The following is a 15,238-nucleotide window of genomic DNA, read 5'->3' as shown; positions in this document are numbered from 1 at the left end:
CACGAAAGCCTGTTAGTAAACATAGCTAAAAACAGTTTTTGTGTATGACAAAATACATGCACCTCTCCCTCGTTGAGTTTTAGCACTGTATAGCATAGGTACTGAAACCAGCTACGTTAAAAAAGGCCTTCATTCCGACCTTTCCTGTTGACCCATTGGCGTCTCTCGACATTTTTGGGCAGCAGCGTTTCTCTATACAGGAGCCTCACCTAACAGAGACCATATTCAATTACATGTTGAATGTTAGCACTGTAAAATCGTAGTGTCAATATCTTTTTAATCTGTTTTTTTGAAAAATCAAATAGATTTATGAAGGGTATATAGTATGAAATAAGTTGTATTTTTTGAGAATAAGTTGGAAAAATAAAAAATAATGAATATAAATAAAAAGCACTCATTACAGTGCTTTTTATAATAGATTATGAGATTGTAGGATTTTCAAAAATAACAATTTCTGAGTTATTTGTTGTTGAAACGCGTTGTGCGTAATATGTTAAAGCTGAAGAAATATATGTTGGTAATGTCTCATTTGTATGTGATGTTGTATATTCATGGATTAATTCTTTTAAAGTCGTCCATTCTAATTGTGCTGGGTGATCAGACACGAAAGAACTTACCCAGCGATCAAATGAAGATGAAAAATCAGTTTGTAAACGAAATACTTCTTTCATAATAAAACGCTCCCTTAAAATGTAGTACAATCATTTTACCACAAAACACGAACGATAGCTAATTTTTTTGAGTATAACGTTCGTGTTATATAGTTGTCTAGATGATTGGTTATGTAAATTCAATTTGCCATTTGAAATAACATTCCGTAAGATGAAAGATAGATTATATAAAGAGCTGGAGGAAAGAAAGTGGAATTTGTATTTTTAGGAACTGGTGCAGGTGTTCCTTCAAAAGGAAGGAATGTTTCAGCAATTGCTTTGCAGTTGTTAGAAGAACGAGGACAGACTTGGTTATTTGACTGTGGCGAGGCGACGCAACATCAAATACTACATACGTCTGTACGTCCACGCCGCATTGAAAAAATATTTATTACGCATTTACATGGCGATCATATTTTTGGATTGCCGGGTTTATTGGGTAGCCGTTCGTTTCAAGGTGGAACAACAAAATTAACAGTGTACGGACCAAAAGGAATTAAACAATTTATTGAAGTGGCATTATCAGTAAGTACGACACATGTGAAATATCCACTTGAAATCGTTGAGATAACAGAAGAAGGTACTGTGTTTGAAGATAATGAGTTTTATGTAGAAACGAAAAAATTGTCACATGGCATTGAATGTTTTGGATATCGTATTGTAGAGAAAGATATACAAGGTGTTCTTTTAGTCGATAAATTGCTCGAAATGGGAGTGAAACCAGGGCCAATCTTTAAGCGTTTAAAAGATGGAGAAGTAGTTGAATTAGAGAATGGTACGATACTAAATGGAAAAGATTTTATCGGTCCGCCTCAAAAGGGAAGAATTATTACCATTTTAGGTGATACACGATATTGCGAAGCGAGTAGAGAGCTAGCACAAAATGCTGATGTACTTGTTCATGAAGCAACTTTTGCGGCAGACGATGAACAACAAGCGCATGATTATTTTCATTCCACATCTAAGCAAGCTGCGAGCATTGCACTTCATGCAAATGCGAAACGATTAATATTAACTCACATTAGTTCTCGTTATCAAGGAGATACATATAAGGAATTATTGAAAGAGGCACGAGAGTTATTTCCTAATACAGAAATAGCGACAGATTTAAAATCATTTCCAGTAGAAAAATAATGATTTTTGGAAAAATGGTAACATTAGGTTACCATTTTTTTATGTCTAAAAAATTTTAAAAATAAAACTGTTATTATTTTATACTTAAACTTGGATGATACAGAAACTTAGAATGGATTGAATATATAGGATAAAAATACGTAATAATGATTATTTAGAAAAACTGTTATATAAGTCAGATGACATACAAGTAATACAAATAGCAGAAAGGGACTTTTATTCAGAACTTTTAAAATTCAACAAAAGTAAGCGTTTTATAAAAAACAAGCTATAATGAGGGCAGATTACAATTTATTATAAGTCACATGCATATTAGTCATTGTCGTAACAAGTGAAGTTGACTAAAACATGAGAGAGTAATATGGAGATTATAATAGGAAAGATATCATTATTTGTACTAAGTCTTTTTTACTTTTTAGCTAAACGGTATGATTAGCTAGTGTAGCTGTTGCAAGTGGTTTAGTAGAAGCTTTTTTAATAATAAGTTGGTGGGGATTTAATTGGTATACCACTCTTTAAAAGAGTTCAGAACATCAGCAGGTAGTCTAGGTTGAGTAGCGGGTGCAAATTTAGTTGTATTAACAATGGTTATATCACCTGTTTATGCTATGCTTGCAATGGCTTCTGTGTTAAACTTTGGATTGCTACCAGGATTTATTGCTGGTTATCTTATATCGTTTTAAATGAAAGTAATGCTATATTTCTTATGTATTATGGTATCTGGTATTATTTCAGGATATTGGTTCATTTTATTCAAAAACTATCCAATTCGTACAGCGGAACAAATTCGTGGTAGAACTGGAACAGCAACAAATGTGGCAGCTTAATAAAATAGTAGAATAAATTTTTTTCATAGAGGTTTAGGGGGAGTTATGATGAAGTACCGCTCAGTGTTTGATATTATTGGTCCGGTTATGATTGGTCCATCAAGTTCACATACAGCAGGCGCGGCAAGAATGGGGCAAGTTGCTCGTCAGCTGTTTCGTCATGAGCCAGAGAGAGTTAGCATTTCATTATATGGTTCATTTGCAAAAACATACCGTGGTCACGGTACGGATGTAGCGCTAATCGGTGGAATACTTGGATTTGAAACAGATGATTTACGTATTCCAAGTGCGTTAGATATTGCAAAAGAACGCGGGATTGAAGTGGAATTCATTGAAGAAGATGCAAATGCTCCGCATCCAAATACAGCGAAAATTCGTCTGTATAAAGGTGAAGAGGAAATTGAAGTTGTTGCTTGCTCAATTGGTGGCGGTAAAATTGAAGTTGTAGAATTAAACGGATTCGATCTTCAATTAACAGGCACGAGTCCAGCACTACTTATTGTAAATAACGATCGCTTTGGTGCTATCGCAGCTGTAGCTTCCATTCTTGCGAAACACGAGATTAACATTAGTACAATGAGCGTTTCTCGTAAAGAAAAAGGAAGAAGAGCGCTTATGGTCATTGAAACAGATGAATTGTTAGCAGATGAAGTGATTGAAGAAATAAAAGGGCAACAAAATATTTGTCAAGTAACTATTATGGATTAATTGCAGGGGGGACACACCATGTTTCGGAACGCAGCGGAACTAGTGGCGCAAGCTAAAGAACAAAATGTAAAAATCGCAGAAATTATGATTCAATGTGAAATGGAAACAAGACATATTTCACGTGAAGAAGTAATTGCTGGTATGGAAAAGAACTTAGTCGTGATGGAACAAGCAGTAGAACGTGGTATTCGCGGCGTGAAATCACCAACTGGTTTAACTGGCGGTGATGCTGTAAAAGTTCAAGCGTATATGAAGAGCGGAAAAGGCTTATCTGGAGATACGATTTTGGACGCAGTGAGTAAAGCTGTTGCAACAAATGAAGTAAACGCGGCGATGGGGATTATTTGTGCAACACCAACAGCAGGTTCTGCTGGAACAGTGCCAGGTGTACTGTTTGCACTGAAAGAAAAATTACAACCTACACGTGAAGAAATGATTGAATTTTTATTTACAGCAGGAGCTTTCGGTATGGTAGTTGCGAATAATGCTTGTATTTCTGGTGCGGCAGGAGGATGCCAAGCAGAAGTTGGTTCAGCAAGTGGAATGGCAGCGGCAGCAGCAGTTGAGATGGCTGGTGGAACACCAGATCAAGCAGCTACAGCGATGGCAATTTCATTAAAGAATATGCTTGGTTTAGTGTGCGATCCTGTTGCAGGACTTGTAGAAGTACCTTGTGTAAAGCGTAATGCAGCGGGTGCTTCAAATGCGATGATTTCAGCGGATTTATCATTAGCTGGTGTAACGAGTACAATTCCATGTGATGAAGTGATTGAGGCAATGTTTAGAATCGGACAAACGATGCCAGTAGCACTTCGTGAAACAGCTGAAGGCGGGCTTGCAGCAACACCGACAGGTCGTCGTCTACAAGAAGAGATTTTTGGAAAGAGTAATAACTAAAAGTATATGATGATAAAAAATGGAGCTCAAGTAAGATTGAGCTCCATTTTTATTTTTCTTTTGTGAGTTGTTCTAATGTTTTTCCAAGATCATGTGATCGTTTCGTTGCCTGTGTAATACAAGAAACGAGTGCTTGTTGAAATTTATTTTCCTGTAATACTTCAATGCCTGCTTCGGTAGTTCCGCCAGGAGATGTAATTTCCTTTCGCAAAACAGAAGGGTGTTTTTCGCTTGCTTTTAGCATTTCAGCAGCACCAATCATCGTCTGAAGAATAAGCGATTTTGCAACATCTTCTTTTAAACCAATTTTTTTTGCGGCGTCTTCCATCGCCTCTACTACGTAATAAATATAAGCTGGTCCACTTCCAGACAATGCAGTGACAGCATGCATATCTTCTTCCTCTACAACAGAGACGAGACCGACCGTTTCAAATAAAGATTTTGCAGTTTGAATATGTTCCGCTGTTGTATGTTTTGAAGGCGAAATAGCGGTAGCTGATTTTAAAATAGCGGCAGATGTATTTGGCATTGCACGAATGATCGGAACGTTTTTTTGAAGTAGGTTTCTAATCGAGTGAGTAGAAACACCTGCTAATAGCGAAATAATAAGCAAATCCTTATTTATATATTCTTTAAGAGGGGTAAGCGCTTCTGCAACATCCTTTGGTTTCATTGCTAGAAAAAGAATATTTGTATTAGCAAGTAGTTCTTTTTTGTTATGCGTACCTTTGACACCATATTTTGTATGTAGCTCTTGTAACCTTGTCTCGTTAGAACGATTGCTTACGGTAATTTGTTCTCCTTTAACTACATTTGCGTGTAACAATCCACCAATAATCGCTTCGGCAATAGAGCCTGCACCGAGAAAGGATATGTTTTGAATAGACATGATGTTCCTCCTTTAAACTTGGTTAGAAATACTTATAAATGTACATACATTCGGTTTTTTATAGAAAACACCTCTTTTTATCTGAAAATAATGACAAATTTATGTGGAAGTTGTAAACTGAAGAAGTATTCATTTTTGAACCGGAAAGAGTCAGGGGGGCTAAGCATGACGGCGATTCACCGAATGGAGATTCCTGTGCCATTTGCAGTTGAGACTGTGAATGTGTTTTTAGTTGAGGGGGAGACATTAACATTAATTGATACAGGGACGAATACAGAAGAGGCAAAAAATGCGTTAGAAAGTCAATTAGGTGCATTAGGTTATACGATAGAAGATATTGAAACGGTAGTGATTACGCATCATCATGCGGATCATTGTGGACTTTTAAATATATTTTCTGAGAAAACGAATATTATTGGACACCCTTGGAATGAGCCGTGGATCACGCAAAATCCAGAGTTTTTAAAGCGGTATCATGAGTTTTTTAGAGAGACAGCCTTGCAGTTCGGTGTTCCAGCAGCATTTTTGAATGACGAGGCATTATTGACGACAAGGACACTTAAATATTCTTGTAATAGATCGTTAACACATACTGTGAGAGAGGGGGATCGTATTGATTCTTTACCTGGGTTTACAGTAATTGAAACCCCAGGCCATGCTTCTACTCATATTTCTTTATATAGAGAATCCGATGGGATATTAATTGGTGGGGATGCTCTCATTAGTCATATTTCTTCAAATCCAATATTAGAACCACCATATGAAGGGCAAACGGAAAGAGCACGTCCATTGCTACAATACAATCAAACGTTAAAACGTTTAAGTGAAATGAATATTTCACGTATTTTATCAGGGCATGGGGAAGATGTTCTAAATGTGAAACAACTTATTGAAACGAGGTTACAAAAGCAAGAAACACGTGCATTTAAAGTACTTGAGTTATTAAAGGAAAAACCGATGACAGCATTTGAAGTATGTGTGAAGCTATTTCCAGTATTATATAAAGAACAATTGCCGCTTACTATCTCCGAAACTGTTGGACAATTAGACTTTTTAGCATATAATCAACAAGTGATGATTGATGAATCTTCGCAACAATTGATTTATTATGCAAAGTAGGTGACAGCAATGACAGGACGCTTACAAGAAAAAGTAATCGTCATTACAGGCGCTTCTAGTGGAATTGGAGAGCAAGTTGCAATGCAAGTTGCAGAGCAGGGAGCGACTCCAGTATTAATGGCTCGAACAGAGGAGAAACTACAAGCGTTAGCAGACAAAATAAAAAAAACTTATAATACGCCTTGCTATTATTATGTATTAGACGTAAGTGAAGAGACGAAAGTACAATCTGTTTTTTCAAAGGTATTACAAGAAGTGGGACGTATTGATATATTGGTAAACAATGCGGGTTTTGGTATTTTTAAAACGTTTGAAGAGGCATCAATGGATGAAGTAAAGGATATGTTCCAAGTAAATGTATTTGGACTAGTAGCTTGTACGAAAGCGGTATTACCTTATATGGTAAAAAGAAACGAAGGACATATAATTAATATAGCTTCACTTGCTGGGAAAATTGCAACTCCGAAATCGAGTGCTTATGCAGCAACGAAACATGCCGTATTAGGATTTACGAATAGTTTGCGCATGGAATTATCGAATACAGATATTTATGTAACAGCAATTAACCCAGGACCGATAGATACGAACTTTTTTGAAATAGCTGATCAATCTGGTACATATGTAAAAAATATGGGACGTTACATGTTAAAACCAACATATGTAGCAGAACAAATCGTAAAGGTGATGCAAACGAAAAAACGTGAAGTGAATTTGCCGAAGTGGATGGGAATGGGGCCTAAGCTCTATGCGTTATTCCCTGGTTTATTTGAACGTGTAGCGGGAAAATCATTAAGTAAAAAATAGGAGATTTCCATATGGAAATCTCCTATTTTTTTATTTTCCAGTCACATAATCGTAAACGGTATCCTCAATTGCCTCGTATACGTCAATTTCATTATTCGAATGAATAATCGCTTGAATATGTTTCACTAACATTTCCTGATCCTCTTTTGATACAGGATTGCATTGATATTGCTGAAAACTTTTTATAATCATTTTCTCAATTAACTTTTCGTTCATATTTTTCCCCGCCTGTATGTACGTATGTATTGTTTTATTGTACTTGAAGTGAAATAAAAAAACTACCATGCACTATTATTGTATAAAAATTCGGTTGAGTATATTGTTTTTCTAGTAAAATTAAGTTTTTTTAGTTTTAAAAATTTATAAATATTTAATTGACTCTATAAATATACAATATTATAATCATACTTAATCTAAAGAATCAATATGAGGAGGAACTTATGAAAGTCGCAATTATTGGAGCAACTGGATATGGAGGTATTGAATTAATTCGGTTATTAGAGCAGCATCCGTATTTTTCGATATCATCTCTCCATTCTTTTTCGCAAGTTGGTGAGTGTATAGCGAATGTATATCCACATTTTCGAAATATCCTTGTCCATACGTTACAAGAAATTGATGTGGAGGAAATAGAGAAGGAAGCAGAAATTGTATTTTTAGCAACCCCAGCAGGTGTATCGGCAGAATTAACTCCAAAATTATTACAGGTAGGTTTAAAAGTAATTGACCTATCTGGAGACTTTCGTATGATAGATCCCTCATCATATGAACTGTGGTATAAAAGGCCAGCTGCACAAGAAGAAATTCTTAGGAAAGCAGTATATGGGCTAAGTGAATGGAAAAGGTCTGAGGTTCAAAATGCAGATTTAATTGCAAACCCAGGATGTTTTGCTACAGCTGTATTATTAGCGATAGCGCCGTTAATGCGTAGCGGCATAATTGAAGAAGATTCCATTATTATTGATGCGAAATCAGGAGTATCTGGAGCGGGCAAAACGCCAACAACAATGGCTCACTTTCCTGAGTTATATGATAACTTACACATTTATAAAGTTAATCAGCATCAGCATATTCCTGAGATTGAGCAAATGCTTGCAGAGTGGAATAGTGAAATGAAGCCAATCACGTTTAGTACACATTTAATACCGATATCACGGGGGATTATGATTACACTTTATGCGAAAGTGAAAAAGGAAATGAAAATAGAGCAGCTTCAAAAATTGTATGAAGAAACGTATGAATACTCAGCTTTCGTTCGAGTTCGCTCTCATGGAGAATTTCCAAGTCCGAAAGAAGTAAGGGGCTCAAATTATTGTGATATTGGGGTAGCTTACGATGAAAGAACAGAAAGAGTTACGGTCGTTTCTGTTATAGACAATATGATGAAAGGTGCGGCTGGGCAAGCGATTCAAAACGCAAATGTATTAGCGGGATTGGAAGAGACAACAGGTTTACAGCATATGCCGCTTTATCCATAAGGGGGACATGATGATTAAAGTAGCGTCTATTACAAAATTAGAAAGTGGTTCAATTGTAACGCCGAAAGGCTTTTCGGCAATCGGTACTAGCAATGGTTTGAAAAAGGAGAAAAAGGATTTAGGTGCAATCGTTTGTGACGTACCAGCATCGTGCGCCGCTGTTTATACAACAAATCAAATACAAGCAGCACCCCTGCAAGTAACGAAAGATAGTATAGCAACTGAAGGGAAATTACAAGCAATTATCGTTAATAGCGGAAATGCAAATGCTTGTACAGGAATGAAAGGGCTACAAGATGCTTACGAGATACGAACATTAGGGGCAGAACACTTTGGTGTAAAAGAAAATTACGTTGCGGTCGGTTCAACTGGTGTAATTGGAGTACCTTTACCGATGGATAGCATCCGCAAGGGAGTTACATCTCTTATACCGACAAAAGAGGTAAGTGAAGCTCATTCTTTTTGTGAAGCAATTTTAACGACGGATCTTATAACGAAAGAAACTTGTTATGAGATGATTATTGATGGAAAAGAAGTGACTATCGCTGGTGTTGCTAAAGGTTCAGGAATGATTCATCCGAATATGGCAACGATGCTTAGTTTTATTACAACAGATGCCAATATAGAGCATGAAGTATTGCAAACAGCATTATCACAAATTACGAATCATACATTTAACCAAATTACGGTAGATGGAGATACTTCTACAAATGATATGGTCATCGTTATGGCAAGTGGATTGTCGGAAACGAAACCAATCAATATGGAACACACAGACTGGGAAACTTTCGTATTTACTTTACAGAAGGTATGTGAAGATTTAGCAAAAAAAATTGCACAAGATGGTGAAGGTGCTACGAAGTTAATAGAAGTAAATGTGCTAGGGGCTAAAGCGAGTGAAGAGGCAAAGAAAATTGCAAAGCAAATAGTTGGTTCAAGTCTTGTGAAAACCGCAATACACGGTGAAGACCCAAATTGGGGGCGAATTATTAGCAGTATTGGACAAAGTGAAGTAACGATTAATCCAAATACAATTGATATTACTCTTCAATCTATCGTTGTGCTAAAAAATAGTGAACCTCAAATATTTTCTGAAGAGGAAATGAAAAAGAAATTAAAAGAACATGAAATTATTATTGATGTGTATTTACATGTAGGAAAAGAGACCGGATCAGCTTGGGGATGCGACTTAAGTTATGATTATGTAAAAATAAACGCTTGTTATCGTACATAAGGAGAGAGAAGATGAGTGATTATATCGTAATTAAATGCGGCGGTAGCATGTTGGATCAATTAAATGATGTGTTTTTTGATTGTATAAAGAAATTGCAACAGAAGTATAAGGTAGTGATTGTCCATGGTGGTGGCCCAGAAATTGATGCCAAATTAAAAGAGTGTCATATCAAAGTGGAAAAAAGAGATGGATTACGAGTAACACCAAAAGAAGTGATGGATGTTGTTCAAATGGTGCTATGTGGTAGTACAAATAAAAAGTTTGTAATGAATTTACAAAAGCATAATTTACTGGCCGTAGGGCTTTCAGGGTGTGACGGTAATTTACTTCAAGTTCAACCTGTCAGCGAAGAAATAGGATATGTAGGAGAGGTAAGTTATGTAGAAACAACCTTATTAAAAAAATTAATAGATATGAATTATATTCCTGTTATTGCCCCAATCGGAATAAATGGTAATGAGGTGTATAACATAAATGCGGATACTGCTGCAGCTGGGATTGCGGATGCGCTATCCGCAAAAGAACTTATTTTCATTACAGATGTAGATGGGATATTACATGAAGGGAAATTGGTAAAGAAAACAGATGAGTCTGAAATTGCAACTTTTATAGAAAAAGGTGTTATTACAGGCGGGATGATTCCGAAAGTACAGGCGGCACTTACATCATTAAAAATGGGAGTACAAAAGGTAAGTATTGTGAATGGTACAAAGGATTTTACTGAGGTCACAGGCGAGTGTATCGGAACGACGGTAACGAAAGGCGTGAGTATTGTATGACGAGTCATCTTTTTCAAACGTATGGAAGAAGAAACGTTGAGTTTGTAAAGGGGAATGGAACGAAAGTTATTGATAAACATGGTAAGCAATATGTAGATTTCACTTCCGGTATTGGAGTATGTAATTTAGGACATTGTCATCCTACTGTTGTAAAGGCGGTTGAAAAGCAACTTGGAGACATATGGCATATATCGAATTTATTTACAAACTCCTTACAAGAAGAGGTTGCATCGTTAGTAACAGAAAATACAGCATTAGATTATGTGTTTTTTTGTAATAGCGGGGCAGAGGCGAATGAAGCAGCTTTAAAGCTAGCTCGTAAGCATACTGGAAAATCTCTAGTCGTAACATGTGAGCAGTCTTTTCACGGTAGAACATTTGGAACGATGAGTGCAACAGGTCAAGATAAGGTGAAAGAAGGGTTTGGTCCACTACTTCCGTCTTTTTTACATATCCCTTTTAACGATATACAAGCATTAGAGGAAGTAATGAATGAAGAAGTTGCGGCAGTAATGATAGAAGTTGTTCAAGGAGAGGGCGGAGTCATACTAGCTGATTCGTTTTTTTTGAAAGAAATCGAAATATTATGTAATAAGTACGGTTCTCTATTTATTATAGACGAAGTACAAACGGGTATAGGAAGAACCGGAACACTATTCGCTTACGAACAAATGGGAATAAAACCTGATATCGTTACTATCGCTAAGGCTCTTGGAAATGGTATTCCCGTTGGAGCAGTAATTGGTAGGAAAGAACTGGGCTCTTCTTTTAATGCGGGATCACACGGTTCAACTTTTGGAGGGAATTATATTGCGATGACTGCTGCGAAAGAAGTGTTACAGGTAAGCAAGGAACCATCCTTTTTAAAAGACGTACAGGAAAAGGGCGAATACGTATTAAAGAGATTGCAAGAAGAGTTATGTCATGTCGAATGTATTCAAAATATTCGTGGCAAGGGGCTTATGATTGGAATCGAATGTAAGCATGAAGTTTCAAATTTTATAGAACAACTTGAAAAAGACGGGCTACTCGTATTACAAGCAGGGCCGAATGTCATAAGACTATTACCGCCACTCATTGTAACGAATGAAGAGTTAGAACAGGCAGTATATATGATAAAAAAAGTAGTTTGTACAAAAAACGTATCAATCATATAAGGGGGAAATTTCATGTCAACTGTACAAGTACCGAAATTAAATACGAAAGATCTTTTAACACTAGAAGAATTAACGAAAGAAGAAATTATTTCTTTAATTGAGTTCGCTATATATTTAAAAAAGAATAAGCAAGAGCCTTTATTACAAGGTAAAATATTAGGGCTTATCTTTGATAAACATTCAACTCGTACTCGTGTATCTTTTGAAGCAGGAATGGTACAGCTCGGAGGACATGGAATGTTTTTAAGTGGGAAGGAGATGCAAATCGGAAGAGGAGAGACCGTTTCTGATACTGCGAAAGTACTGTCTCATTATATTGATGGGATTATGATACGTACATTCTCACACGCGGATGTAGAAGAGTTGGCAAAAGAATCGAGCATTCCTGTTATTAATGGATTAACGGATGATCATCATCCTTGTCAAGCATTAGCAGATTTAATGACGATATATGAAGAAGTGAATACATTTAAAGGAATTAAATTGGCTTATGTAGGTGATGGGAATAATGTGTGTCATTCGTTACTGTTAGCGAGTGCAAAAGTCGGAATGAATATGACTGTGGCAACACCCGTAGGGTATGAACCGAATGAGGAAATTGTTAAAAAAGCGTTAGCGATTGCTAAAGAAACAGGCGCTGAAATTGAAATTTTGCATAATCCTGAATTAGCGGTACAGGAAGCAGATTTTATTTATACTGATGTTTGGATGAGTATGGGGCAAGATGGAGAAGAAGAGAAATATACTTTATTTCAACCTTATCAAATCAATAAAGAACTTGTTATGCATGCAAAGCAAACATATCGTTTCTTACACTGTTTACCTGCTCATCGTGAAGAAGAAGTAACGGGAGAAATTATTGATGGACCACAGTCTATCGTTTTTGAGCAAGCTGGTAATCGATTACATGCTCAAAAAGCATTATTAGTAAGTTTATTTAATAATGTAGAAGAACCTTCCTAAAAGGAAGGTTTTTTATATTAAAATGTCGGATGTATATTTGGTTAATCATTTTTATATCATTTATAATAGAAAGAGAAAACTAAATTTGTTATTCAGTGCGTGTAAGGACATACTACATATAAAATATAGTTAAAGAGATGATGAGAGTGAAAACAACTAAGCAAACATATTCGTTTTTTCAGCGGATGTGGAGAATATTAAAGTTTCAATATTATAAGTTGCTTCGATCGCCAGAAGGAGCAAAGAAAGTGTCGTTAGGTTTTGCTATTGGTTTTGGTTTAGAAATGTTAGTAATTTATACAGCATCGCTCGTATATGTAATATTTTATCCAATCGTTCGATTAGCAAAAGGATCATTTCCTGCTGCAGTTATTGGCAATATTATTGGGAAAATATCGTTTCTCCCAGTGTTTTTATTTCCGCTTGCGTATGCGCTAGGGAAAATGATTTATCCATTTCATGTACAACAAATACATCATGAACCATTTACGATATCGGACTTGTTTTCAAGTCACATTTTTACGATGTTAAAGAGCTTATTACAGAGTGAAGTATATGTATTAATTGGAATGACGATTTTAGGAGTTGTGTTCGGTGTAGTTTCATATTTCGTAGTGCATTATTTATATGAAAAGAATCGTAAGTTACGTTTGAAGAACAGAAAGAAAAAAGTGAGAGAACCACTTGTACAAATATAAAGAATGGCACATTCATTTTCTCCTTTGAATATGTTTAAGAAAAAGGGGGAGAGAATGGATGTATTATTACTATGTACCTCAAGTATACCCATATACAAATTATTATCCGGTAAATGATATGAGACAGCAAGTTGGAGTGTATCAACAGCAACAATTTCAGCAATTGCCACAAATACCACCACAACAACCTACGCAAGATCAAAAACCATATTTAACGACATGGCCATATTCAAATGTATACTACGGTAATTATTATGAATCATAAAGCTGCTTCTATTTAGAAGCAGCTTTATGCGTTTGTTTTCAAAATTAAATTTTGAATGGTTTGAAGAGATTGAATGAGCTTTTCGCGCTCTTCCTCAGATAATGTTTGGAAATTTTCTTTTAGTTTGTCTAAAATGAATTGCTGATACTGATTTACTAATAATTTCCCTTCAGCTGTTAGAGAAATTAAAATGACCCGTCGATCTTTTTCGCTATAATGACGCTCTATTAGTTCCTCTTGAATAAGTTTGTTTAATAGAGGTGTCATGTTAGGCCTTGAAATCGCTAGCCGCTTGCCGATTTCGGAAACTGCTAATGTGCCATTTTCATGCAAAAGTAGTAATACTTGTGTATGTGATGGCGGCATATGTCTTTGAGAAGAAAATTCTCCAGGAAGCATAAATTTGCGATAAAAAAGAGGCACTAGCGAAAGAAGATGATCAACAATACGTTCCCACTCGCGTGATTCCATATAAAGGCCCCCTTCCACTTTCATTGTAACAAAAAAGACATGGTATAAAAATAGAATTGTTTCACAGCAGCTTTAATATTTGTAGGATAACACTTGCTTTGTAAATGTATTAGCAATAATCGCATAGCCGTTATCATTTGGGTGCACTTGGTCAAATAGTAAATCTTTTTTATCATTCGATATTAATTTACGAATTGGTAAAACGATAGACGGTTGATTTGCTTTTGAAATGGAATAAACGGATTCATTCCATCCGTCTAAAAACATGTCTGCATAACTTGCGATGGAGTCATCGAGTTGTAACGGGTTATAGAGTTCTGAGAGAATGAGTAAAGCGTTCGGATTTTGATCTCGAACTGTCTTTACAATAGTTTTTATATCCGCTTCAAAATGAGCTTTTTCTTTATTTAACATTTTAATACCATCTATAACACCGACATCACGATTTAAGCGAAATAAATTATTTCCTCCAATATTAATCGTAATTATATTTGCAGCTCTAATTTTTTGCTTTACATCTTCTGATTGAACTTTTTTAGCGAGACGATCTGTAGTAAGGCCGTTTATCCCAAGATTTTCTACTGTAATTGGTTTATGAATTTGTGCTTCTATTTGTCTGGAAGCTAATTCAGCAAATCCACCTTGTGTCGATCCATATCCTTTAGCGAGTGAATCACCTAATACGAGGTGATAAAAGGAGTCGTTTGTTTGCTTATCAATCCAACTTGGAGCAGAGGTTTTCTCTGTTTTGTCTTCAGGTTCGTTTTGTTTTGTCTCATCGTTCTTTTCAAAATTAGAATAAGAAATGATTAGAAGGAGGAGACAAACAACTATTAAGATGACTTTTTTCATAAATTCATCCTCCTTGTAATTGGTAATTGTATCATATTCAGCAATATTAGCAATGTAAGGGCATATTATATGTTTATGAAAAGTTTACAATAACTTTACAGAAAATTTGTTGAAGTTTGTCAAAAAATATTGACGATACGAAAGAGTTTTATATATGATAATGTCAGATAAGGTGAAATGCTACTTAGCGGGAGCTTTATCTCCCGTTAATTGTTAGTCTTCATCAATCGAGCGTTTAAGGGGACTACTCGTTAGCGCAGGATGAAATGAAAATCGTGTCTCTAATAGAAGAAAAAAGGTATGTGATTATGGA

General features: G+C 35.8%; 18 protein-coding genes and 1 riboswitch. Of the genes, 13 read left to right on the top strand and 5 right to left on the bottom strand.

Annotation, left to right across the window (positions count from 1 at the left end):
• Positions 1-56: 56 nt before the first annotated feature.
• Positions 57-224, bottom strand: a riboswitch (M-box (ykoK) riboswitch).
• Positions 225-419: 195 nt separating this feature from the next.
• Positions 420-671, bottom strand: coding sequence for a DUF3932 family protein (locus MHB70_RS19035; RefSeq protein ID WP_000665711.1), 252 nt, complete (start codon positions 669-671; stop codon positions 420-422).
• Between the two features lie 189 nt (positions 672-860).
• Between MHB70_RS19035 and rnz the strand changes: the two genes are divergently transcribed.
• The 4 genes from rnz to sdaAA all read left to right on the top strand — a co-directional run bounded on the left by rnz (position 861) and on the right by sdaAA (position 4,216).
• On the top strand, positions 861-1,784 hold the full coding sequence (gene rnz / locus MHB70_RS19030) for a ribonuclease Z (protein WP_000397436.1): 924 nt from the start codon (positions 861-863) through the stop codon (positions 1,782-1,784).
• Positions 1,785-2,476: 692 nt separating this feature from the next.
• Positions 2,477-2,611 carry a hypothetical protein gene (locus MHB70_RS19025; RefSeq protein WP_255257361.1) on the top strand — a complete coding sequence of 45 codons (135 nt, stop codon included), beginning with the start codon at positions 2,477-2,479 and terminating at the stop codon, positions 2,609-2,611.
• 48 nt (positions 2,612-2,659) lie between these two features.
• A complete protein-coding gene (sdaAB, locus tag MHB70_RS19020; protein WP_000877455.1) occupies positions 2,660-3,319 on the top strand; it encodes an L-serine ammonia-lyase, iron-sulfur-dependent subunit beta in 660 nt (219 codons plus the stop codon).
• 18 nt (positions 3,320-3,337) lie between these two features.
• Positions 3,338-4,216, top strand: a complete 879-nt coding sequence (gene sdaAA / locus MHB70_RS19015; protein WP_000489451.1) for an L-serine ammonia-lyase, iron-sulfur-dependent, subunit alpha — start codon at positions 3,338-3,340, stop codon at positions 4,214-4,216.
• A gap of 49 nt (positions 4,217-4,265) precedes the next feature.
• Here sdaAA and proI read toward each other — a convergent pair whose 3' ends face one another.
• Entirely contained in the window at positions 4,266-5,105 is an 840-nt protein-coding gene (proI, locus tag MHB70_RS19010) for a pyrroline-5-carboxylate reductase ProI (protein WP_000027277.1), read from the bottom strand.
• Between the two features lie 165 nt (positions 5,106-5,270).
• Here proI and MHB70_RS19005 point away from each other — a divergent pair, with 165 nt between their 5' ends.
• Entirely contained in the window at positions 5,271-6,224 is a 954-nt protein-coding gene (locus MHB70_RS19005) for an MBL fold metallo-hydrolase (RefSeq protein ID WP_000125110.1), read from the top strand.
• Positions 6,225-6,233: 9 nt separating this feature from the next.
• On the top strand, positions 6,234-7,028 hold the full coding sequence (locus MHB70_RS19000; protein ID WP_061529592.1) for an SDR family oxidoreductase: 795 nt from the start codon (positions 6,234-6,236) through the stop codon (positions 7,026-7,028).
• A 30-nt stretch (positions 7,029-7,058) separates the two neighbouring features.
• On the opposite strand, the gene MHB70_RS18995 is transcribed toward MHB70_RS19000, so the two are convergent.
• Positions 7,059-7,244 (bottom strand): YqzH family protein, encoded by a 186-nt coding sequence (locus tag MHB70_RS18995; RefSeq protein ID WP_001003213.1) that lies wholly within the window; start codon positions 7,242-7,244, stop codon positions 7,059-7,061.
• Between the two features lie 224 nt (positions 7,245-7,468).
• On the opposite strand from MHB70_RS18995, the gene argC reads away from it, so the two are divergent.
• From argC to MHB70_RS18960, 7 genes are all read left to right on the top strand, one after another.
• Positions 7,469-8,506 carry an N-acetyl-gamma-glutamyl-phosphate reductase gene (gene argC, locus MHB70_RS18990; RefSeq protein ID WP_000861262.1) on the top strand — a complete coding sequence of 346 codons (1,038 nt, stop codon included), beginning with the start codon at positions 7,469-7,471 and terminating at the stop codon, positions 8,504-8,506.
• Positions 8,507-8,516: 10 nt separating this feature from the next.
• The gene (gene argJ, locus MHB70_RS18985; protein ID WP_000598404.1) at positions 8,517-9,740 is read left to right on the top strand and encodes a bifunctional glutamate N-acetyltransferase/amino-acid acetyltransferase ArgJ; all 1,224 of its coding nucleotides are present in this window, start codon (positions 8,517-8,519) and stop codon (positions 9,738-9,740) included.
• 11 nt (positions 9,741-9,751) lie between these two features.
• Positions 9,752-10,519 (top strand): acetylglutamate kinase, encoded by a 768-nt coding sequence (gene argB, locus MHB70_RS18980; protein WP_001286769.1) that lies wholly within the window; start codon positions 9,752-9,754, stop codon positions 10,517-10,519.
• The gene (locus MHB70_RS18975) at positions 10,516-11,676 is read left to right on the top strand and encodes an acetylornithine transaminase (protein WP_000200529.1); all 1,161 of its coding nucleotides are present in this window, start codon (positions 10,516-10,518) and stop codon (positions 11,674-11,676) included. Before argB ends, MHB70_RS18975 begins: the two co-directional genes overlap by 4 nt.
• A gap of 12 nt (positions 11,677-11,688) precedes the next feature.
• Positions 11,689-12,639 carry an ornithine carbamoyltransferase gene (gene argF, locus MHB70_RS18970; RefSeq protein ID WP_000108847.1) on the top strand — a complete coding sequence of 317 codons (951 nt, stop codon included), beginning with the start codon at positions 11,689-11,691 and terminating at the stop codon, positions 12,637-12,639.
• Between the two features lie 137 nt (positions 12,640-12,776).
• Entirely contained in the window at positions 12,777-13,337 is a 561-nt protein-coding gene (locus MHB70_RS18965; protein WP_002044856.1) for a DUF2062 domain-containing protein, read from the top strand.
• 58 nt (positions 13,338-13,395) lie between these two features.
• Positions 13,396-13,602 (top strand): hypothetical protein, encoded by a 207-nt coding sequence (locus MHB70_RS18960; protein ID WP_000291941.1) that lies wholly within the window; start codon positions 13,396-13,398, stop codon positions 13,600-13,602.
• Between the two features lie 24 nt (positions 13,603-13,626).
• Here MHB70_RS18960 and MHB70_RS18955 read toward each other — a convergent pair whose 3' ends face one another.
• Positions 13,627-14,073, bottom strand: a complete 447-nt coding sequence (locus tag MHB70_RS18955; protein ID WP_000445820.1) for a MarR family winged helix-turn-helix transcriptional regulator — start codon at positions 14,071-14,073, stop codon at positions 13,627-13,629.
• A gap of 72 nt (positions 14,074-14,145) precedes the next feature.
• The gene (locus MHB70_RS18950) at positions 14,146-14,925 is read right to left on the bottom strand and encodes a GDSL-type esterase/lipase family protein (protein WP_000755809.1); all 780 of its coding nucleotides are present in this window, start codon (positions 14,923-14,925) and stop codon (positions 14,146-14,148) included.
• Positions 14,926-15,238: the final 313 nt, after the last annotated feature.

This window comes from Bacillus sp. FSL M7-1020 (genome assembly GCF_038050415.1).
Classification (GTDB): domain Bacteria; phylum Bacillota; class Bacilli; order Bacillales; family Bacillaceae_G; genus Bacillus_A; species Bacillus_A toyonensis.
The sequence above is the reverse complement of the archived record's forward strand: the minus strand, read 5'-3'. Positions and strand labels throughout refer to the sequence as shown.

Coding starts and splice junctions, on each gene's coding strand:
- MHB70_RS19025 (WP_255257361.1), top strand. CDS start 2,477: ATGCTATATTTCTTATGTATTATGGTATCTGGTATTATTTCAGGATAT.
- MHB70_RS19035 (WP_000665711.1), bottom strand. CDS start 671: ATGAAAGAAGTATTTCGTTTACAAACTGATTTTTCATCTTCATTTGAT.
- MHB70_RS18960 (WP_000291941.1), top strand. CDS start 13,396: ATGTATTATTACTATGTACCTCAAGTATACCCATATACAAATTATTAT.
- MHB70_RS19000 (WP_061529592.1), top strand. CDS start 6,234: ATGACAGGACGCTTACAAGAAAAAGTAATCGTCATTACAGGCGCTTCT.
- argJ (WP_000598404.1), top strand. CDS start 8,517: ATGATTAAAGTAGCGTCTATTACAAAATTAGAAAGTGGTTCAATTGTA.
- sdaAB (WP_000877455.1), top strand. CDS start 2,660: ATGAAGTACCGCTCAGTGTTTGATATTATTGGTCCGGTTATGATTGGT.
- argB (WP_001286769.1), top strand. CDS start 9,752: ATGAGTGATTATATCGTAATTAAATGCGGCGGTAGCATGTTGGATCAA.
- sdaAA (WP_000489451.1), top strand. CDS start 3,338: ATGTTTCGGAACGCAGCGGAACTAGTGGCGCAAGCTAAAGAACAAAAT.
- MHB70_RS18950 (WP_000755809.1), bottom strand. CDS start 14,925: ATGAAAAAAGTCATCTTAATAGTTGTTTGTCTCCTCCTTCTAATCATT.
- argF (WP_000108847.1), top strand. CDS start 11,689: ATGTCAACTGTACAAGTACCGAAATTAAATACGAAAGATCTTTTAACA.
- MHB70_RS18995 (WP_001003213.1), bottom strand. CDS start 7,244: ATGAACGAAAAGTTAATTGAGAAAATGATTATAAAAAGTTTTCAGCAA.
- MHB70_RS18975 (WP_000200529.1), top strand. CDS start 10,516: ATGACGAGTCATCTTTTTCAAACGTATGGAAGAAGAAACGTTGAGTTT.
- MHB70_RS18955 (WP_000445820.1), bottom strand. CDS start 14,073: ATGGAATCACGCGAGTGGGAACGTATTGTTGATCATCTTCTTTCGCTA.
- MHB70_RS18965 (WP_002044856.1), top strand. CDS start 12,777: ATGATGAGAGTGAAAACAACTAAGCAAACATATTCGTTTTTTCAGCGG.
- MHB70_RS19005 (WP_000125110.1), top strand. CDS start 5,271: ATGACGGCGATTCACCGAATGGAGATTCCTGTGCCATTTGCAGTTGAG.
- proI (WP_000027277.1), bottom strand. CDS start 5,105: ATGTCTATTCAAAACATATCCTTTCTCGGTGCAGGCTCTATTGCCGAA.
- argC (WP_000861262.1), top strand. CDS start 7,469: ATGAAAGTCGCAATTATTGGAGCAACTGGATATGGAGGTATTGAATTA.